This is a genomic window from Aliivibrio fischeri, assembly GCA_038993745.2.
GTDB classification, from domain to species: domain Bacteria; phylum Pseudomonadota; class Gammaproteobacteria; order Enterobacterales; family Vibrionaceae; genus Aliivibrio; species Aliivibrio fischeri_B.
Window position 1 is genome coordinate 2,793,999 of sequence record CP160629.1, and the last position, 21,378, is coordinate 2,815,376.

The 21,378-nt window shown below is 40.1% G+C and carries 17 protein-coding genes and 3 pseudogenes; 8 read left to right on the forward strand and 12 right to left on the reverse strand.

The features are described 5' to 3' along the window. Positions 1-135: 135 nt before the first annotated feature. The 3 genes from pckA to AAFX60_013415 all read left to right on the forward strand — a co-directional run bounded on the left by pckA (position 136) and on the right by AAFX60_013415 (position 3,896). Positions 136-1,758, forward strand: coding sequence for a phosphoenolpyruvate carboxykinase (ATP) (gene pckA / locus AAFX60_013405; GenBank protein XDF77588.1), 1,623 nt, complete (start codon positions 136-138; stop codon positions 1,756-1,758). A 180-nt stretch (positions 1,759-1,938) separates the two neighbouring features. Beyond that, entirely contained in the window at positions 1,939-3,222 is a 1,284-nt protein-coding gene (locus tag AAFX60_013410; GenBank protein XDF77589.1) for an AsmA family protein, read from the forward strand. After that, positions 3,192-3,896, forward strand: a complete 705-nt coding sequence (locus AAFX60_013415; protein XDF77590.1) for an AsmA family protein — start codon at positions 3,192-3,194, stop codon at positions 3,894-3,896. Before AAFX60_013410 ends, AAFX60_013415 begins: the two co-directional genes overlap by 31 nt. Positions 3,897-3,958: 62 nt before the next feature. Here AAFX60_013415 and AAFX60_013420 read toward each other — a convergent pair whose 3' ends face one another. Continuing rightward, a complete protein-coding gene (locus AAFX60_013420; protein ID XDF77591.1) occupies positions 3,959-5,176 on the reverse strand; it encodes an HDOD domain-containing protein in 1,218 nt (405 codons plus the stop codon). A 248-nt stretch (positions 5,177-5,424) separates the two neighbouring features. Here AAFX60_013420 and AAFX60_013425 point away from each other — a divergent pair, with 248 nt between their 5' ends. Beyond that, positions 5,425-6,393: an alpha/beta fold hydrolase gene (locus tag AAFX60_013425; protein XDF77592.1), complete on the forward strand. Its 969-nt coding sequence runs from the start codon at positions 5,425-5,427 to the stop codon at positions 6,391-6,393. A gap of 167 nt (positions 6,394-6,560) precedes the next feature. Next, a pseudogene (locus AAFX60_013430) lies at positions 6,561-7,357 on the forward strand (Cof-type HAD-IIB family hydrolase). A gap of 121 nt (positions 7,358-7,478) precedes the next feature. On the opposite strand, the gene xerC reads toward AAFX60_013430, so the two are convergent. The 5 genes from xerC to AAFX60_013455 all read right to left on the reverse strand — a co-directional run bounded on the left by xerC (position 7,479) and on the right by AAFX60_013455 (position 11,430). Continuing rightward, positions 7,479-8,390 (reverse strand): tyrosine recombinase XerC, encoded by a 912-nt coding sequence (gene xerC, locus AAFX60_013435; protein ID XDF77593.1) that lies wholly within the window; start codon positions 8,388-8,390, stop codon positions 7,479-7,481. Continuing rightward, positions 8,383-9,087 carry a DUF484 family protein gene (locus AAFX60_013440; protein XDF77594.1) on the reverse strand — a complete coding sequence of 235 codons (705 nt, stop codon included), beginning with the start codon at positions 9,085-9,087 and terminating at the stop codon, positions 8,383-8,385. Before AAFX60_013440 ends, xerC begins: the two co-directional genes overlap by 8 nt. Next, the gene (gene dapF / locus AAFX60_013445) at positions 9,084-9,914 is read right to left on the reverse strand and encodes a diaminopimelate epimerase (GenBank protein ID XDF77595.1); all 831 of its coding nucleotides are present in this window, start codon (positions 9,912-9,914) and stop codon (positions 9,084-9,086) included. The genes AAFX60_013440 and dapF overlap by 4 nt, the downstream gene beginning before the upstream one ends. Before the next feature lie 80 nt (positions 9,915-9,994). Then, complete coding sequence (lysA, locus tag AAFX60_013450; GenBank protein ID XDF77596.1) at positions 9,995-11,248, reverse strand: diaminopimelate decarboxylase; 1,254 nt, start codon at positions 11,246-11,248, stop codon at positions 9,995-9,997. Between the two features lie 62 nt (positions 11,249-11,310). Next, the gene (locus AAFX60_013455; protein XDF77597.1) at positions 11,311-11,430 is read right to left on the reverse strand and encodes a lipoprotein; all 120 of its coding nucleotides are present in this window, start codon (positions 11,428-11,430) and stop codon (positions 11,311-11,313) included. An 81-nt stretch (positions 11,431-11,511) separates the two neighbouring features. Here AAFX60_013455 and cyaY point away from each other — a divergent pair, with 81 nt between their 5' ends. Then, the gene (gene cyaY / locus AAFX60_013460; GenBank protein ID XDF77598.1) at positions 11,512-11,826 is read left to right on the forward strand and encodes an iron donor protein CyaY; all 315 of its coding nucleotides are present in this window, start codon (positions 11,512-11,514) and stop codon (positions 11,824-11,826) included. A gap of 152 nt (positions 11,827-11,978) precedes the next feature. Here the strand turns inward: cyaY and prlC are convergent, their stop codons facing one another. Beyond that, positions 11,979-14,021: an oligopeptidase A gene (gene prlC / locus AAFX60_013465; GenBank protein ID XDF77599.1), complete on the reverse strand. Its 2,043-nt coding sequence runs from the start codon at positions 14,019-14,021 to the stop codon at positions 11,979-11,981. A 152-nt stretch (positions 14,022-14,173) separates the two neighbouring features. Between prlC and AAFX60_013470 the strand changes: the two genes are divergently transcribed. Further along, positions 14,174-15,013, forward strand: coding sequence for a 23S rRNA (adenine(2030)-N(6))-methyltransferase RlmJ (locus tag AAFX60_013470; protein ID XDF77600.1), 840 nt, complete (start codon positions 14,174-14,176; stop codon positions 15,011-15,013). Positions 15,014-15,228: 215 nt separating this feature from the next. Continuing rightward, positions 15,229-16,583, forward strand: a pseudogene (gorA, locus tag AAFX60_013475) (glutathione-disulfide reductase). 102 nt (positions 16,584-16,685) lie between these two features. Here gorA and AAFX60_013480 read toward each other — a convergent pair. The 5 genes and pseudogenes from AAFX60_013480 to AAFX60_013500 all read right to left on the reverse strand — a co-directional run bounded on the left by AAFX60_013480 (position 16,686) and on the right by AAFX60_013500 (position 21,152). Next, on the reverse strand, positions 16,686-17,414 hold the full coding sequence (locus tag AAFX60_013480) for a DsbA family protein (protein ID XDF77601.1): 729 nt from the start codon (positions 17,412-17,414) through the stop codon (positions 16,686-16,688). Positions 17,415-17,438: 24 nt separating this feature from the next. Continuing rightward, positions 17,439-17,941 (reverse strand): annotated as a pseudogene (locus tag AAFX60_013485) (protein disulfide oxidoreductase). Further along, positions 17,941-20,037 (reverse strand): protein-disulfide reductase DsbD domain-containing protein, encoded by a 2,097-nt coding sequence (locus AAFX60_013490; protein ID XDF77602.1) that lies wholly within the window; start codon positions 20,035-20,037, stop codon positions 17,941-17,943. The pseudogene AAFX60_013485 and the gene AAFX60_013490 overlap by 1 nt, the downstream one beginning before the upstream one ends. A gap of 56 nt (positions 20,038-20,093) precedes the next feature. Further along, positions 20,094-20,426, reverse strand: coding sequence for a copper resistance protein (locus AAFX60_013495; GenBank protein ID XDF77603.1), 333 nt, complete (start codon positions 20,424-20,426; stop codon positions 20,094-20,096). 135 nt (positions 20,427-20,561) lie between these two features. Then, positions 20,562-21,152 (reverse strand): hypothetical protein, encoded by a 591-nt coding sequence (locus AAFX60_013500; protein ID XDF77604.1) that lies wholly within the window; start codon positions 21,150-21,152, stop codon positions 20,562-20,564. Positions 21,153-21,378: the final 226 nt, after the last annotated feature.

The window sequence follows — 21,378 nt, forward strand, 5'->3', positions numbered from 1 at the left end:
AAATAACCACTACCACTTTATGATTATTTTATGATTCATCTCCCTGTTTTCAATTTACCGCGTTGTTAGCATGATTAGCAGAATACAAATAATTAGAAATATTAAAATCCCTACAAAATCCTCTAAGGAGCACCTATGACTGTTATGGAACACAAGAAGGCTGCACTACTCGATCTAACTCAATATGGTCTTACTGGGGTTACAGACGTACTACGTAATCCAAGTTATGAGCAACTATTTGAAGAAGAGACACGTCCAGATCTTGAAGGTTATGAACGTGGTGTAATGACAGAGCTTGGCTCAGTTGCGGTAGATACTGGTATATTTACTGGTCGTTCACCAAAAGATAAATACATCGTAAAAGATGACACTACCAAAGATACGCTATGGTGGTCAGATCAAGGAAAGAACGACAACAAAGCCATCACGCCAGCAGTTTGGGATGATCTAAAGTCGCTAGTTACAACACAACTGTCGGGTAAACGCTTATTTGTTATTGATGGTTTCTGTGGTGCTAACCCAGATACTCGTTTAAACGTTCGCATCATTACAGAAGTAGCATGGCAAGCACACTTTGTGAAAAACATGTTCATTCGTCCAACAGAAGCAGAACTTGAAAACTTCGAGCCTGATTTCGTGGTAATGAATGGAGCAAAAGCAACTAACCCTAATTACGAAAAGCACGGATTAAACTCTGAAAACTTCGTGGCTTTCAACTTAACAGAACGCGTTCAAATCATCGGTGGTACTTGGTACGGCGGTGAAATGAAAAAAGGTATGTTCGCAATGATGAACTACCTACTTCCACTTAAAGGTATTGCTTCAATGCACTGTTCGGCTAACGTCGGCGAAAAAGGTGATGTTGCGGTATTCTTTGGTTTATCAGGAACAGGAAAAACCACACTTTCAACCGATCCTAAACGCCAACTAATTGGTGATGATGAACACGGTTGGGATGACGATGGCATCTTCAACTTTGAAGGTGGTTGCTACGCTAAAACCATCCGCCTTTCAAAAGAAGCTGAGCCTGATATCTATAATGCAATCCGCCGTGATGCATTATTAGAAAACGTCACAGTACGTAGCGACAGCTCTATTGATTTTAATGATGGCTCTAAAACAGAAAACACTCGTGTTTCTTACCCTATCTATCATATCGATAACATCGTTAAACCAGTTTCAAAAGCTGGCCACGCTAAAAAAGTCATCTTCTTAACAGCGGATGCGTTTGGTGTTCTACCGCCGGTAGCGAAACTCACACCAGAACAAACTAAGTATCACTTCCTATCAGGTTTTACCGCAAAACTTGCAGGTACTGAACGTGGTATTACAGAACCAACACCAACCTTCTCTGCTGCATTCGGGGCTGCATTCTTAACGCTTCACCCAACACAATATGCAGAAGTACTGGTTAAACGTATGGAAGCGGCAGGCGCTGAAGCTTACATCGTAAACACGGGTTGGAATGGCACAGGAAAACGTATCTCAATTCAAGATACACGTGGCATTATTGATGCGATTTTAGATGGTTCAATTGACCAAGCTAAAACCAAAAATATCCCTGTATTTAACTTAGAAGTACCGACATCACTACCTGGTGTTGATGCCTCTATTCTTGACCCTCGTGACACGTATACTGACCCACTACAATGGGACAGCAAAGCGGAAGATTTAGCGCAACGCTTCATCAAAAACTTCGCTCAATACACAGATAACGAGGAAGGAAAAGCGTTAGTTAAAGCGGGTCCTCAGCTATAACCTACGCAATTACTAATTAAAACCAAGCCCTTCTCTCCTTATGAGAAGGGCTTTTTTATACCCTTAGCTCAAGAACGCAATAAAGACAGGAGATCATAAGGATTATTGAACACGATCACTTGATTGAAAGGCGTTTTTACTCCACTCTTTCTATTCATCTTTCTTTTATTGGAGTTAACAATGTACACCACACTGAAAAGCCTAGGCTGGCTTATCACTTTCTGTTTGCTGCTTGTGGTCGCATTCTTAGCCTTATTACATACTCCTTATGCACAACCCGTGCTTAATCCTTTGGTTCAAAAACTCTCTCATCAGAAAATTTCTTTTGGAGAACTGAATTATTCAATTCAATCACCGCTGCATTTAACTCTGTCTGATGTGAGTATTGAATCAGAAAAAAATATTAATATTCAGCAAGTTGATTTTTGGTTATCTCAGCACCCGATTCAAAATAATAAATTGGCATTTGATAGTGTAAAAATCGACGGTATTAGCTTACAAACAGGATTACCTAACACTCAACAATTGGATTGGCTTTCAATTGCACAACTGAGTATTTCCAATTTAGATTTTGCTGACGATGGATTGGTTATCCGTGAAGCACAAGTTCAACTCAGTAACTGGTCAATTGATAAAACCAAAACGCTACCTTTTGAAGGTGAATTCCAGTTTTCAACACAACAGTTATATTGGCAGTCCGAAGCTCTAGATGATGTACTCATTGATGGTTACTACTCACAAGATTACACCGCACTAGATGGCATATCACTCACTTGGCGTGGGAGTACCATTACTGCACAAGCTGAACTAAAAGAAAATAAATTATGGGTTATCCCACAATTTACGCTACGTCGATTTAATTTAGAGTCAGATAATGCTGACATCATTGGGAAGCCGTTACAGTGGCTATCAGAACAACACTTTACGTATCAATTCAAGCGTATCGATTTATTAAATATCAATTTAGAATTGCCTCAGATAATAACAAACGATCTCAGTCTATCGGCTGAAAATATTTTACTTCCTTACGATCTCTGGGAACAAACTAACGCCAATATTTCCCTTAATGCTGACAGCATAGTGTGGAATGAAACCATGATTGAAAAACCGATCATGGATGTCACTTTAAATAAAAAAGAAGCCAATATTGAAAACCTGTCTTTTGATATTTTTAATGGCAACATTCAGCTTTCAGGTGACTTATCACCTCATAAAATCAACCTAAAATCGTTAACGATTAGTCAGATAAGATGGCTAATTGATAACAAAGATACAGACTCAATCGTTCAATATATCAAGCAACTTGAGCAAGTTAAGATCGATAACGTCGACATCAACAATGTGCAAGTAATACAGCCTGAGGGGAAATACCCATACCAAGTTTCAGGATTAAACGCCGAAGGTCATGATCTTGATTTATTAAAATATTATCAATGGGATTATGGGATGGAAAACTATCTTTAAGCGCTTCAAACGCCAGTTTTAATTATTTATTAACGCAACAGATGTTGATTGAGATGAATACTGAAAATGGACTTTGGACTGTTGAACGAGCGCTTTTCCCATTAGCTGAAGGGCTATTTGGCTTTAGCGGCAGCCTAAATTTAACCCAAGATAGTCAGCCTTGGCAGGTAGAAGCGTACGGTGACGGTTTACCAATTAGCTATCTAACCAGTTTATTCCCTCATACTGTTCCACTGGATGGTATGGCTGAATTTACTTTTAATGGCAGTGGCCTTGCTGCTAATCGTGACAGCTTTAACTACAGTTTTAATGGTGATTTAAATATCATTCCAAGAGAGATGGTAACCACTCAAACAGCGAAAGAATTATGGCAATATAAATTAGGTTTGGTTCCTGATACAGAGCAACCCGATAATGCAGTAAAAGAACCTAAAACAAAGCAGGCATCTTATCCGATTCATGTTGAGCCAATTCATATTTCAGCCAACCGTGGACGTATTACAATCAAACCGATCACCATTACCGGTGATGGCTTTAGTTATAACATTGAAGGGGATTACGACTTGGTTAATCCAGAGAAAGCAGAAACGATTACATCAATAACACAAGAGTGTCACCAACTGGTTCAGAAGCTCTTTTCAAATACTGTGCAAATGATTAATTACTGTCAGTAAATCAAAAAAACGCCCCATAAATCATTTATGGGGCATTTTTATTTAAACATAAGAATGAAAGACTATTTAGACAAAATACTCTGATACCACTTAACGGCTTCTTGGTAGGTAGATTCAACGGTTTTTGCAGAGAACCCAAGTTGTCGACTCAACTTATCAATATTTTCCCAATTGCCAGTATCGATGTTTTCATACAACTCCAGCATTGAACCTAATAATCCCTCACGGATCAAAATGGCTTTCTCAATGTCTTGACTCAAAGATAGCTGAACTAATACATCATCTAATTTCTTATCCAATAACGCATCAAGTAAAGAGAACAATCCAACAATAAACGCTTGTTGGCCTGGCGTTCCATTTTGACAACGATAAATCATCAATTCACAGAACCTGCCTTTCACCAATGATTGCTTATACAGCTCTTTGGGTTTATTGATCGCCGCATGCGCTGTAGCGATTAAGGTCACGAACATTTTTATCTGCTCTTCCCCTAAATACACTAACGCTTGCTTAAACGATGAAATTGGATTTTCTAATCGAACAGCTGCCGTATTTACAAACTTCAACAACTGGTACGAAAGAGACACATCTTGAGAAATCAATTGTTCAATTCGAGTGAAGTCGACCTCTTCACGACACACTTCTTGAAAAAGTTGTACCGTTAACAGCTCTTCAGGTTTTACGACTCGATTTTTTATTATTTCAGGCTTACTAAAGAAATACCCTTGGAAGAAATGAAAACCGACATCTAAAGCTTGCTGAAACTCTTCGTTCGTTTCTACTCGTTCAGCTAGATAATGACGCTTACAACCTTGACGTTTACGCTGCTTAACATAAGCACACGCTCTCTCAAGACCCAGCTGCATAATATCTAATTTAACGATATGAGAATAAGGAAGGAATCGATCCCACTCAGGGTCTAAACTAAAATCGTCAAGCGCAATCACATACCCCATTCTGTGCAAATGTTTAATCGCACTAAATAGCTCATCGTTTGGGGTACAAGTTTCAAGAACCTCAATGACAATCTTCTTTTTAGGAAATGCCGTTGGAACAAGAGAAATTAATGACTCTTGTGGAAAATTAATAAAACTACGAGGAGACTCTAAAGCAGGGTTATTTCCCGTCGCCATAAAGTTTTCAACCAACAATCGACACGTTGCTTGATTAGCTTCCATATCAGGAAACGCATTGCTTGCACCGTCGCGAAAAAGCAGTTCATATCCTATTGTCTGTTTTTTTCGATTAAGTATCGGTTGTCTGGCAACGTATGCATACATAACTTTAAAGCGGTATCCTGTAAAAATATATCGGGATGATAAATGATTATATCGGCAATTTCTTTATGAACTTGAGATGTATCAACACATTCCTTAATGATTTGAAGGACATCTTAGTCGAAACACACAATAAAAAAAATGCTCTTGCTTAAGAAGTATGCAAGAACTTACCAAAATATGATACGAAGTTAACTTATGTCATTATAATAACAGCATCGATTTCACTTATTCGTTATTCAGAGAGTCCAATGAAAGCAGCGACCTTTACTCAAGAAACGCATTACCTTGAAACCATGAAAAACCAAGTAGCCCCTTTTTGGGAGAAACGCCAACACGGTTTTTATCAAGGAGAGAAGGAAACACAACTTCATTGGGTAAGTTTTACCAGCCCAGCTCACACCAAAGCGATCATGGTTGTTAACGGACGAATTGAAAGTGTCTATAAATACCAAGAGCTGTTTTATGATTTATTCTGCCAAGGCTATGATATTTATTCTTTCGATCACCGTGGTCAAGGTCTGTCCGATCGCCTAACGGATAATAATGATATTGGTCATATTGAAGACTTTAATGATTACGTTCTCGATTTAAATAGCCTAACTCAATCATTAATCACACCAGAGCATTACCAAGACTGCTATCTACTCGGTCATTCAATGGGAGGGGCAATTGCAACTCAATACGTTGAAACTCACTCTCACCCCTACACCGCTTTAGCATTAAGTGCTCCAATGCATGGTATTCATATGCAACCTTGGTTAAAGCCCATTGCCAACCCAATTAGTCGCTACTTAAGTTTATGGTCAAAACAACCTTCTTACGCCTTAGGCCAAACGCCATATCATGCAAAACCATTTTTAGATAATGCGCTCACTACTTGTGAAATTCGCTATCAGTGGTTTAGAGAACTCTATGACACCAAACCAGAATTGCAGATCGGTGGTCCAAGCAATCATTGGGTTAATCAAGGACTAAAAGGGGCAAAGCTGTGTGTTGACCAAGCAGCACAATGCACGCTTCCAACCTTATTACTTCAAGGTGAAAAAGACCAAATCGTTGATAATAACGCGCATGTGAAGTTTCAGAAAAAAGCACCAGATTGCCAATTAATAACCATTTCTGATGCGAAACATGAATTGCTGTTTGAGACGGATGAATGCCGCAACCAAGCATTAGTTGCTATCATTGATTTTTTCCAGCAACACTCTCACGTGTGATGCTCTGCTAAAAAGTAAAAAGAGGAAAGATAAGAAGTGTAATCTTTACCCTCTTTTTTACTTATAAAGTGACGTAAACTTAGCCTCATTAAACTGAATTCTAATTTTATACTGATGCCGTTTATTGAATGTTCTATTTACTGGCATTGGTATTCTCATGAGGCTTTATGATTACCATTGTTGCATCGGATCTTGACGGTACCCTTCTTACTCCAGAGCACAAAGTTGCTGACTTCACGAAAAAACACTGAACAAATTACACCAGCAAAATTTAACCTTTATTTTTGCAACGGGTCGCCATCATATTGATGTTGGTAATATTCGCAGTGATGTGGGTATTCCGGCTTATATGATCACATCTAATGGTGCTCGAGTTCATGATGCTGATGATAATTTAATTTACAGCAAAAATGTTCCAGAAACGTTAGTGCCTCAGGTTATCGACCTACTAAAAAATGATGGCCAACTGACCATTCATATGTACTCAGATACGCAATGGTTCATTAATGCTGAAGATGAGAGCTTAAAAGAATTTCATGACAACGGCTTCACCTACACGGTATTCGATGTAAATAATCCACCAGTAGACGATATTGCTAAAATCTTTGTGACCATGCCTGAACACGAGTATTTAGTGCAATATGAAGAGCAATTAAAAGCACAGTTTGGCGATCAACTGATGGTGGCTTTCTCTACGCCTTGGTGTTTAGAAATCATGGCAGCTGAAGTATCAAAAGGAGCAGCACTAGAGGCGGTGGCTAAATTACTTGGTAAGACATTAGAAAACTGCATTGCATTTGGTGACGGCATGAATGACTACGAAATGTTAAGCATGGCTGGCAAAGGTATTGTGATGGGTACATCGCACGAGAAAGTAAAAAAAGCACTACCAAATAATGAAGTAATTGGTTCTTCAGCTGACGAAGCCGTTGCTCATTACCTAGAAAACTTATTGCTTAAATAAGCTTTTTCACTATTTAGCCTACCATAGGCCAAATAGTTGAAAGTATTGTAATTACATTTAAAATCAATAAATTAAAAAAGCCAGAGAATTCTCTGGCCTTTTTATTTGATCCGAATCGAACCTATTTTTTCTTCGCTCTAGGATGCGCTTGGTCATACGCTTGAGCCAGGTGTTGAAAATCTAAATGGGTATAGATTTGAGTAGTAGAAATATTTTCATGCCCAAGTAGTTCTTGTACTGCACGTAAATTACCACTGGACTCCAGCATATGTGTCGCAAAAGAGTGACGCAATTTATGCGGGCTAATATGACTATTTACCCCTTGCTTTAATCCCCATTCAGCCATGCGTTTTTGTACATTTCGATGAGAAATACGCACGCCTAGCTTAGAAACAAACAATCCTTTTTCTTCTGGTTTTGCTAATTGATTTCGCACTCGTAACCAGTGACCTAACCACTCCTTCGCTTGGCCTGAAAATGGCACTTTACGCTCTTTATCGCCTTTACCAATGACACGTAATTCGCCTTGACGTAATTGAATATCACGAACATCAATGCTGACCAATTCCGCCAAACGTAAACCGGCACCATACATTAATTCCATGATAGCGCGATCACGAATAGACAATGGGTCATCTTCATTTACTTCAAGTAATTGCCCCATCTCATCTACATCAATATTTTTAGGCAAAGGACGAGATTTACGAGGTGCAGACACCCCTTTAGCAGGGTTAGCCGTCAACACATTACGTAAGACTAAAAAATCAAAGAAACTACGTAAAGAAGATAAACGCGTAGATAAACTGCTCGCTTTTAATCCTTCACGCATTCCTTTACTGGTCACTTGTCTCACCCACCCAGCATCAACGTCTTGCCAAGATTCAACGCCTAGCTCAACAAGTTGTTCCGCTATGGTCGTCAATTGACGTTTATAATTACGTTGGGTATAGATACTGAGTCCTTTCTCATTGCGCAAGAACTCATAAAAGGCATCAAGATGCTTTGAAAATTGAACCGGTAAAACATCACTCATTATCTAACTTCGACCATTGAGTTAATAAATAATGAAACACACTCACTAATTGCTCTAAAAACAGTGTGCCCATATTCGGTTGGAAATGTCCGCCATCACGACTAGCAAATGCAATGATACCCATAGGCTTTGATGATGCCCCTAAAGGTAAAATAGCAAAAGAGCCTAAATCAGAACTTGATAAATCCAACCCTCCATACGCAAAAAGACTATCACGGTCTGTTTTACGTAATCGCCCTAAATAAGCGGAATGCCCATTCAAGAATTTCTTCACAAAATTATCTAGTGCACTTTGCTCGACATGATATTTAGGGTGAGAATGTTCAACAATTTTAACGTGTGCGGTTAAGTTAAGTTCAATGGCTTTTTTTTCAATAATAGCCACAGCTTGAAAGAAGTTTTCGCTCAATAACAATTGTTTTTGAATACTTGAAAACTCATGAAACAAACGATCATTTTGTGCCGCTAACGACATCAATTGCGTAATTTCTTCTTCTAACTCACCAATACGACCACGCAATTTATTAACCTGAACCTCAACTAACGAAACCACCCCACGCTCAGGTGTATCTACCTTAATTCGATTCAATAACTCAGGATGTTTTTGAAAGAAATCAGGGTGATCCGTTAAAAACTGAGCCACAATATCTTCTGTTAACTCAGTTGGCTCTATGTATTCTTGTTGCTTCTCAATCATATTGATAATTGACCATCGTATACGTGTGTTGCAGGGCCTGTCATAAATAATGGTTTTCCTGGTCCTTGCCATACGATGTGCAAATCACCACCAGGTAAAGACACTTTCACTTCTTCACCCAATAATTCTTGCATAATACCAACAGCAACCGCACCACAAGCACCACTGCCACAAGCTTGAGTTTCACCAGCACCACGTTCATAAACGCGTAATTTCACTTCATTTGGTGAGATGATTTGCATAAATCCAGCATTTACACGCTCAGGAAAGCGTTCATGGCTTTCCACTAACGGTCCATACTTATCAACATCATAAGCATCAACATCATCGACAACGGTCACACAGTGAGGATTTCCCATACTTACTGCGCCACTGAATAAGGTTTTATCATCAACACGCAATAAATACGTTTTTTCAGCTTGCGTTGCTTTAAATGGAATCTTATTTGGCTCAAATACAGGCTCACCCATGTTCACCGTAATTTGATCATCATCTTCCACTTTTAAAATCATTTTGCCTTTCTTAGTACTGACCGAAATGCTGGTTTTATTGGTTAACCCTTTCATTCGAACAAATCGAGCGAAACAACGTGCACCATTACCACACTGCTCTACTTCCGAGCCGTCAGCATTAAAAATTCGGTAATGAAAATCCGTTTCAGGATCATAAGGGGCTTCAACCACCAATAACTGATCAAATCCAATACCACGATGGCGATCAGCCAAACGACGGATCAGGTCTGGAGAAAAGAAAATATTCTGTGTCAGACAGTCAACAACCATAAAGTCGTTGCCTAGCCCGTGCATTTTAGAAAAATGAAAGTGCATAGTTGTTCTTCTTATGTATGTTTTCTTTCTTGGCTGAAAAAAGAGCAAGCATGCTTAGCATCTTGCTCTTAATAATATTTTTAGTTGGGTAAAATCGCTTCCAGTTCCCACAATGAGCTTAGCTCTTCACGCTTACGAACAAGGTGAACGTCCCCGCCATCCACCATAATCTCTGCCGCTCGGCAACGTGTATTATAGTTGGATGACATTACAAACCCATAAGCACCTGATGAGCGAACTGCCAGTAAATCATTCGCTTCTAATACCAATGCTCGATCTTTCCCTAGGAAATCACCGGTTTCGCAAATAGGACCAACAAGATCGTAATTTTGAGCGTCACCCTCACGAGGTACAACAGGAACAATATCTTGCCACGCTTGATAAAGAGCAGGACGCATTAGATCGTTCATTGCCGCATCAATAATCGCAAAGTTTTTATGCTCAGTGTGTTTTAAAAACTCAACTTTAGTAACTAGGATACCTGCATTTGCAGCAATAGCACGTCCCGGCTCAAAAATAAGTTCTAAATCTTGATGTTCCGCTAGTCTACCTAATAATGCGGTCGCATATTCAGAAGGTTGTGGCGGTAATTCATCTCGATAAACCACACCAAGGCCACCACCAACATCAAGGTGACGAATATTGACGCCTTGTGCTTTTAAATCATCAATCAACGCAAGCAGACGATCCGTTGCATCAATAAAGGGGTCAATATCGGTTAATTGAGAGCCGATATGACAGTCGATACCTTGAACATCTAAATTTGGCAGGCTTTGAGCAAATTTATACACTTCAGGTGCACGATCAAACGCAATACCAAATTTGTTATCACGCAACCCTGTAGATATATACGGATGTGTTTTTGCATCAACATCTGGATTAATACGTAAAGAAATAGGCGCAATAACCCCCATTTCAGCCGCAACAGCATTTAGGCGTTCAAGTTCTGGCTCTGATTCAACATTAAAGCATTTAATTTTTAGCTCTAATGCACGACGCATTTCATCAGCCGTTTTACCTACACCAGAAAAAACAACCTTAGTTGGATCGCCACCTGCGGCAACAACACGCTCTAATTCACCTTGAGAAACAATATCAAACCCTGAACCTAGACGAGCAAGTGCGTTTAACACGCCGATATTTGAGTTCGCTTTTACGGCATAACACACAAGATGAGGGTGATTACCTACAGAGTTATCAAATGCTTTCCAGTGGCGCTCTAGTGTCGCACGAGAATACACGTATAAAGGTGTGTCGAATTGCTCAGCTAACTGTGTAATAGGCAGTTCTTCAGCCCAAAGTTGTCCATCATCTTTATAATTGAAATAATCCAATGTCGTCTTCCTTGTCTAGTTTTCGTTGTTCTGTTTATCGATTTATCCGCGAGAGTTATTGACTACTCTGCCGCTTCTGTTTGTGGTGCTTCATCTGCAGGCATGTACAACGGACCAGTTTGGCCACAACCAGCTAAAGTAAGAAGGCTTAATAGCATTAATGCCATCACTCTTTTGTGCATAAGATTTTACCATTAGTGTTAATATCTACTGATGCTCTCTATAATCGCACCACAGCCAAGAAAAGCAATAGGATAAACAAGATGAATAACACTGAATTTCACGAACTAGTCGATGAAAAACTGCAATTAATCGAAGATATGATTGATGATTCGGGTGCTGATATTGAACCTGTTATCACAGGAAACGTATTAACGCTGGAATTTGAAAATCGCAGCCAAATCGTAATTAACAAACAAGAACCAATGCACGAAATTTGGTTAGCTTCAAAATCTGGTGGCTTCCACTTCTCTTATGTTGATGAAAAATGGACATGTTCTAAAACGGGAATGGAGTTTATCGAGATGGTAAAAGAAGAGTGTCAGAAGCACGCCGATGAAGAGATTGAGTGGGCTTAAAAGCAGAGTTCAGATCGGTCGCAAGCTCCCTTGAAGATTTCAGAGGAGCTTGAAATTCAGGATTCAGGATTCAGGATTCAGGATTCAGGATTCAGGATTCAGGAGGATTTTATTGCTCTTCCTGAACCCTGCAAGCGAAGCGACCTGAAACCTTAAGCTCCAATACCCGCGTGACGCAGCATTGCATCAACTTGCGGCTCACGACCACGGAAACGCTTGAACAACTCCATCGGTTCTTCACTGCCACCCATTTCCAAAATATTATTTAAGAAACTTTGGCCAGTCTCGGTATTAAAAATGCCTTCCTCTTCAAAACGAGAGAACGCATCAGCTGATAATACTTCTGCCCATAGGTAGCTGTAATAACCAGCACTGTACCCGCCTGCAAAAATATGACCAAAGCTGTGAGAGAAACGGTTCCACTCAACACTTGGTAATACCGCTACTTTCGCTTTCACTTCCGCTAGCGTTTCCAGCACTCGACCGCCTAGTTCAGGGTCAAAATTAGTGTGTAGTGTAAAATCAAACAAACCAAACTCTAACTGGCGCAAAATAAACATCGCTGATTGGAAGTTTTTCGCTGCTAGCATTTTATCTAGCATCTCTTTAGGAAGCGGTTCACCCGTTTCATAATGACCAGAGATAAACGCTAACGCCTCTTCTTCATAACACCAGTTTTCTAAGAACTGACTTGGCAGCTCAACTGCATCCCAAGGCACACCATTAATGCCCGATACCGAAGCCACATCAATTTGAGTCAGCATGTGATGAATACCGTGACCAAATTCGTGGAATAACGTCACCACTTCATCGTGAGTAAACAGTGCAGGTTTACCACCGACAGGTTTATTAAAGTTACAAGTTAGATAAGCAACAGGCGTCTGTAGTTCACCTTCTTGAGTCAAACGACGTACACGACACTCATCCATCCACGCGCCACCGCGCTTATGCTCACGAGCATACAAATCAAGGTAGAAGCTGCCACGTAGTGTGTTCGTTGAATCAAAGATATCAAAGAAACGCACTGATTCGTGCCATACATCCACACCTTCACGCTCAACTACTGTCATACCAAACAGACGGTTTAATACTTCAAATAGGCCAGATACGGCTTTTGATTCAGGGAAGTAAGGGCGAAGCTCTTCATCCGAGATTTGATACAGCTTTTGCTTTAATTTTTCAGAGTAGTAAGTGATGTCCCACAGATCTAACTCATCAATACCAAACTCTTCTTTTACAAACGCTTTTAGCTCTTCAACTTCACGCTCACCTTGAGGTTTTGCTTTTGTTGCTAGGTCATTTAAAAAGCCAAGTACTTGAGTTGGGCTTTCTGCCATTTTGGTTGCCAATGATTTATCACTGTATGAACCAAAACCAAGTAGACGAGCGATTTCATGACGAAGTTGTAATTCTTCTTCCATGATTGCGCTGTTATCCCACTTACCTGCATTTGGACCGCGATCCGATGCACGAGTAACGAACGCTTCATAAATTTCTTTACGTAATGGTTTGTTATCACAGTACGTCATTACAGGTAAGTAAGATGGCATTTCTAACGTAAGTAACCAGCCATCCAATTCTTTTGCTTCAGCCGCAGCTTTTGCTGCCGCCATTGCAGATTCAGGTAAACCTGATAACTCTTTTTCGTCCGTAATGTGTTTTGACCAACCCATAGTTGCATCAAGCACATTGTTGCTGAAGTTTGAGCTTAGCTCAGAGCTGCGTTTACTGATCTCGCCGTAACGCTTTTGTTGATCAGCCGGTAAACCAATACCTGATAAGTCAAAATCACGCAGTTCATCAATGATGGTTTTTTGTTGAGCTTGAGATAAAGACGCAAACGCCTCGCTCTCTTTAATGGATTTATACGCTTCGTACAATCCTTTGTGTTGGCCAACCCAAGTGCCATATTCAGATAACTCAGGTAGACACGCTTCATAAGCTTCGCGCCATGCTTCGCTGTTTTTTACTGAATTTAAATGGCTTACTGGTGACCAAATACGGCTAAGGCGATCATCCGTTTCCGCTAAAGGAACAATAATGCTTTCCCAGCTAGGAGTTACGTCAGAAGCTAATACTTCTTCAATTTTTGCACGGCAATCAGCAATCGCTTGTTCTACAGCTGGCTGAATATGCTCAGGCTTAATTTGAGAAAATGGAGGTAAATCGGTGAAGGTCAGTAGCGGGTTAGACATATTCATTCCTTTTTATTTCTTATTCGATTTGATGTCACTATGTAGATAAGATGGTGCTTAATTGACTAAATTTCAATGGCTGATGCAAGAGTACACACATTGAGCCACAAACTTGGGTATAATATTCCCATTCCAATAGTGAGAGTTCATCCATGTTAAGTTACCGTCACAGTTTTCATGCAGGCAACCATGCAGATGTGGTTAAACACATAGTACAAAGCCTTATCCTTAATTCATTAACTCAAAAAGATAAACCATTTGTTTATCATGACACCCACTCAGGTGTTGGCCGTTACGACTTAACGCATGAATGGTCTGAAAAAACAGGTGAATACAAACAAGGTATCGCACGTATCTGGGATCAAACGAATCTTCCAGAAGAAATCACCAGCTACCTTGATGCTATCAAAGCCTTAAATGACGGCGAAGAGCTGCGTTACTACCCGGGTTCTCCTCGTGTTGGCCGTGCACATTTGCGTCGCCAAGACCGTATGGTACTGACGGAACTTCACCCTTCAGATTACCCACTGCTTGAACAAGAGTTTCATCGTGATCGCCAAGTGTCTATCTATAAAGAAGACGGCTTTGCGCGACTAAAAGCAAGTCTTCCGCCAAAAGAGCGCAGAGGATTAGTCTTAATCGACCCACCTTATGAGCTTGCAAAAGAATATCGCGATGTTGTTACTGCTATTGGCCAAAGTCACAAGCGTTGGGCTACGGGTATTTATGCGATTTGGTATCCGGTAGTAAATCGTCACGATATCGACGATATGATCAACGGATTAAAAAAATTAGACATTCGTAACATTCTGCAAATTGAATTAGGTGTATCACCAGATACCAACGAGCGTGGCATGACAGCATCAGGCATGATCGTAATTAACCCACCTTGGAAGCTAGAAAGCCAAATGAATGATATTTTGCCTTTCTTAAAAGAAGCGATTGCACCAGCAACAGGTCACTTCAAAGTTGAGTGGATTGTTCCAGAGTAAGATTTCAGAATTCAGATCGGTCGCAAGCTCCCTTAAAGAGTTCAGAATAGGTTGCGGGAGGCGCTCACTCTCAACAAATACCTCTGAACTCTGCAAACGAAGCGTTCTGAATTCTCATAACTCTTGAAACCTCGCAGACCTTGAAAAAGAAAAATTTGGTCGCATTTCATACATAGTATGTAAAAAGAATTAAAAAAAATATTGGAGAGAAAGTAATGACTACGCATTTTGATTATATCTGTATCGGCGGTGGTTCAGGCGGTATCGCATCAGCAAACCGTGCATCAATGTACGGTGCAAAAGTAGCACTGATCGAAGCTCAAGATCTTGGCGGTACGTGTGTAAACGTAGGGTGTGTACCTAAAAAAGTCATGTGGCACGGTGCTCAAGTTGCTGAAGCCATTAATCTATACGCTGAAGATTACGGCTTTGATGTAGAACTAAAAGAATTCAAATGGAACAAGATGATTGAAAGTCGCCAAGCTTACATTGGCCGCATTCATGAATCTTACGATCGCGTACTTGGTAATAACAAAGTAAATGTGATCAAAGGCTTTGCAAAGTTTGTTGATGCAAAAACCGTTGAAGTAAACGGTGAGCACTACACAGCGGATCATATTCTTATTGCTGTTGGCGGTCGTCCAACAATTCCAAATATCCCTGGTGCAGAATACGGTATTGATTCAAACGGTTTCTTTGAACTGACTGAGCAACCAAAACGCGTTGCGGTTATTGGTGCAGGTTACATTGCTGTAGAAATCGCAGGCGTTCTTCACTCTCTAGGTACAGAAACTCACCTATTCTGCCGTAAAGAATCACCACTACGTAGCTTTGACCCAATGATCATCGATACGCTAGTTGAAGTAATGAATACCGAAGGCCCAACACTTCATACTCACTCGGTACCAAAGAAGTGGTTAAAGAAGCAGACGGCAGCCTAACGCTTCACCTAGAAAACGGTAATACACAAAACGTTGATACGCTAATTTGGGCTATCGGTCGTCACCCAGCAACGGATGCTATCAATCTTGATAAAACTGGTGTTGCGACGAACGATCGCGGTTACATCAAAGTGGATGAATACCAAGAAACAAACGTGAAAGGCATCTACTGTGTTGGTGATATCATGGAAGGCGGTATTGAGCTGACTCCTGTTGCGGTTAAAGCAGGTCGTCAACTTTCAGAGCGTCTATTCAATGGCAAAACCAATGCAAAAATGGACTACGATTTAGTTCCTACGGTTGTATTTAGCCACCCACCAATTGGTACGATTGGCTTAACAGAGCAAGAAGCTGACGAACAATACGGCAAAGAGAACGTGAAAGTGTACACATCAGGCTTTACTGCAATGTACACAGCAGTAACTAAGCACCGTCAACCTTGTAAGATGAAGCTAGTCTGTGCGGGCGAAGACGAGAAAGTTGTTGGCCTACACGGTATCGGTTTCACGGTTGATGAAATGATCCAAGGTTTTGCAGTTGCAATGAAGATGGGCGCAACTAAAGCAGATTTCGATGCAGTTGTAGCTATCCACCCAACAGGTTCTGAAGAATTTGTAACGATGCGATAGTCTAATTGTAGACTCGTTATCTATAAAAAACGCCGCCAATTAACCTTGGCGGCGTTTTTGTTTTATTGAATCATGTTTAACTCAATTAAGCAGTTAGTGACATTACTTACTCGATTTTTCTGCGATTTTAGCTTCAACCATAGGTGCTAATTTTTCATAAGGTAAATAGCCCGGAAGAAGTTGACCATCGATCAACATAGCTGGTGTTCCTCGCACGCCTAAATCCGTAAATAATTGATAGTTCTTCGCTACCATATCTTGAACTTCGTCATTCGTTGATACGTACTTTTCCGCATCATTCGCTTTTGCGACCTTCATGATAGAGCGCATATTGTGAATTCCCGGCTTACTTAATAAGGTTTCACTGATCTTATTAAATTTGTCTGGGCTTTCCTTCCACACTCTTAATGCAAAGGTTGCCGAGTTAGCCGGATTGGAACCTTCTTTAAGTGGTACATAAATGTTTATCACTTTAAGATCATCCGGATGCTCTTCGACCAGCTTCATTAATACTGGGTCTAATTTTTTACACCAAGGGCAACTTAAATCCGTTAATACAACAATGGTTAATTTAGGATTTTTCGCACCAAACCACGGTAGATTTGGGTTGTTGTACATATAATCATGATAATCTGCCAACGTTTTTTCATACTTACCCTGTTGAGCAATATACATAGCCAAACTCTCATGAAGGCTATCAATAATAGTAGGGTTGTCTTTAAGCATTTTATTAATATCTTCCACTTTCTCCAATTGAGTCATTGCAGAAGCAAGAGGAGAAAATAAGCATGCCATAACCAGTGTTGTGATTAATTTCGTTTTAAATTTCATTTTTTATTGTCCGTATATATTCGTTTAGATAAGCCATAAGCGAGCAAGTAATCCCATCGGAGTTGTTATCCCCGTGGTGATGTTTTTTATCTCGCCTTTATCAATAATGACGATGGTTGGGGTCACTTGAATGCCCATTCTCTTGAAATATCGCCACGCGTATCATTCATATTTTTAAAAGTGTAATCGTGAGATCTCATATAACTAGAGACTCTTCTGTCCTCTCCAGAACTCGTACTCACACCAACAACTTGATAAGAATCACTGAACCAATTAATGGTTGGCGTTACAAATCGACACGCTGCACACCACGTCGCCCAGAAATACACCACCACCGGCTTTTCTTGGCTCATAGCGATAACATCAATCTCTTCACCTGTTGTACTTATTCCAGCAAGAGCAGGGGCAGTATTCGCTGGCATATCTTTAGTTCTCCACGCATCAACAGTAAAACTAAAAATAATAATCACCAGAAGGTAAATCAGTGTCTCTTTACCCCAGCGCTTCATTTTTTGTCTTTTCCCCATTACGGTTTATTTCCTGCTTTTTTAATCGCATCCATAACGACTTTTTCATTCAAAATAACCGGAAGTTCGATGCCGTTTGGCGCACTTGGACCATAAACCACATTAAATGGCACTCCAAATCGTCCATGTTCTTGTAAGTAAGAGGTGATTTTTTCACTCGGAACCGTCCAGTCTCCCTGCATAGGTACAACATTGGCGCTGTTTAACTCGCTATAAACCGGCTCTTGAAGCAACACACCAATTTTGTTTGCCTTACAGGTCACACACCAATCAGCGGTAACATCAACAAAGACCACTTTTCCTTCATCTACATATTGCTGAATAGATTCACTCGATAACGGAACCCATTTAGGCTCTTCAGGCAGTAGGTCCGTTGACGTTATGCTGTCTATCACGGTGCCAAAACCAAATGCGATAGCAAACAAAATACTTAACCACCCTGCCGCTTTCTTACTATGAACTTGAACGGTTCGCAGCAAGATTACGCCACCCGCAATTGCTGCAATGATATAAATCCAAAACTCTGATAGATGGTTAGAGAGTAAGTTCAGCAACCAAATGCTAGTAATAAGCATCATTGCACCAAAGAGATACTTAACCTTACTCATCCATGGGCCGGGTTTAGGTAATGAAAGAGCAATGGATGGGAAGAGGGCAACCAATATCCATGGCAGAGCCATACCAAGTGCTAACGCAGTAAAAATGCCGTACATGGTTGGGATGTTTGTAGCTAAAGCAAAGGCGACCGCAGTACCTAAGAAAGGTGCGGAGCAAGGAGTAGAAAGTAAGGTGGCAAACATACCTTGAATAAAATGACCAAAGTACGAGTTGTTCCCTTTTGATGCGATCCAAGTGTTGGTGTTTGAGGATAATCGAATTTCAAACAAGCTCAGCATATTGGCACCAAACAATGCCGTAATAAGCGTCATGATTCCAATAAACCACGCACTCTGAAATTGAATGCCCCACCCAATTGCACTGCCTGATAACTTAAGTACTACTAAGAACGAAGCCAAAAGCCAAAACGAAAAAACAATCCCACTTGCAGAGGCTAAAAACTGCAATTTAATCTGTTTTTTCTCAAGACCTTGAGCTGAAATAACACTGCTTAACTTCATTCCCAACACAGGGAAAACACAAGGCATTACGTTTAAAATCAAACCACCAAATAAAGCAAATAAGATCATTTTCAAAATAGACTGCAATCCATTGCTGCTTGTGATTACCCCATCACTAATGCTTGCTGGTTGCTCTGCTATAAACTCACTGTCTTTTAAAGTAACACTGATATTTTCACCAGTTAAATCCGGCGTTCCCATCCAACTGCTTACATCAAATGTTGCGGTAATATTGTTACCATCTACATCGATCTTTGGGCGAGAAAAATTAGCGTCTTGCATTTCATCTGACGGACCATCCACCAAAACATCAGGCGTTATCCACCCCATTTTTTTGCTTGCTGTCACCTGAAGCTGCATTTTTGTGGCATCCCACACTGCTTTTACATCACTGATCAGTGCAGACTCTTTTGGAACCTGACTTAACCCTTGGGCGTAAACGTGCATCGCTTCTTTAGAAAGCGTTAAATCAGCAGGAGTGAATGTAAGTTCAAATGGGTAGTCAGTCAGTACACAAATAGTGGTGCAGGATGACAAAGTGAGATCAGCCTTAAAGGTAACCGGCTTATTAAGATCATCAATATGAAGTGTCATAGGGAAAATCACACTTCCCTTATACCCTAAGGTTTCAATACCAAGTAGATCGAAGCGTTTCGGATACGGCCAATACCAATCGATACTGCGAATATTTTGAGAGTCCTCCCAAGTCATGCTCGGGGCAATACCACCTTCTCCAGGGCTTCTCCAATACGTTTTCCAATCACCCGCTAAGCGAACCTCTAGAAACCCGGCAACGGTTTGATCGACTTTATTGATTTGCCCAGTAAGAACAAAACGAGTTTCAATCGGAGTGTGGTTTGAATTTTTAAGCCACCCAGTATGTGGGGTTTCGGCTTGAGCAACGGATATAAATACGCTGCACAACATCGCGAATAGCCCAAATAGGACCATACGTGTTGTCATTACTGATTTTTGCATCTGTGTTTCCTTTAAAAAATAAATATACGTCGAACGTCGTTAAAACATTCGATTATTTATTCTCTAAAAACACACAACTTGAGGTGAACCCGCCTTCCTTTATGAAGAATAGGCTCGGTAAATGAAGAGGTATAGCTGAATGATAAACACAACCCAATAACGAGAAGAACCGTGAATATCTGAACAATAAGCGCATGATCGCCAACTTGATGTTGTTCGAAATGGATTAAATGTTCCGATAATTCACACTTATCACCTAATCCATTTTTGTCTTGCTGTGTTTCCGATGCTTGTTGCACAGTATCAGATACTGAGCTATCCAACGGCAAAGAACACGAACTCAATAAACCAATATTATTTGCCGCACAGACAAAGATAACCCAACACACAAGAATGAGGGGCCATCTAAAAAAATCATGTCTGTAAAACGCAGATTTCATCAACTGGTTAACTACAAGAATAAGGAACGAGTGCAGTTAGGACACACGCTCCTTTAAATAGTTTCCTAGTTTACATATTTAAATTTAATGAGCGTGGTTATGATGATGGTGATGACCGCAGCCACATGTTGGTGCTGCAACCACGCTTTGTAATGGATGGAATTCCATTTTTTCTTGCAGCGCTTCAGGTGTTAATGAATTTAATAGGTGCATATTCTCGACATTTACCACATTAACATCACCTAATTCACGTTGTGTTTTTGCTACTTCAATAAACTGACGACTTAACGCTTCAGGTAACGTAAATTCACGAATTGCACACAATAAATTGGTTGCTGTATCTACCGCAATCATAGAAACAGATAAGGTGTTATCTTCAGAAAGTGAGAAATATTCATCTGGAATTGCTGATGAATTAAATTGCATTTCAAAAGCTAAATCACCAAAACTAACAACAAGTAGGCAACCACCTTTTTCTGATGATACTAAACCTAATTGAGCACCGCTTTGACCTAATAGTGTTTGTTCATCAGCGGTAATATTGCTAAGTCCAACATACAGTAAATTAGGTAAATCATTACGAAATAGTTCAAGCATCGCACCGTCACCCTCTTGAAACGGGTGGTTTTCAAACGTTTGTCCAACTTGAAATTGTGGAGTGTTGTGTTCAGCCATAATCATTACCTTCTTAATCTGTATCTCAATTTATACCGCTAAGTGTAATCCTTATTTGAAAAATGACTATCCTAGTAAAAAGCAAATCACTATTACTTATTTGTAATAATAACCGTGACAAATAATTTATTATTAAGAATATCAATAATCATCATCTACAGAGATCAAGAATTTTATTCAAATCTTCTTAAAAACGAGAAAATTCATTCACATTTTGAATATTAAC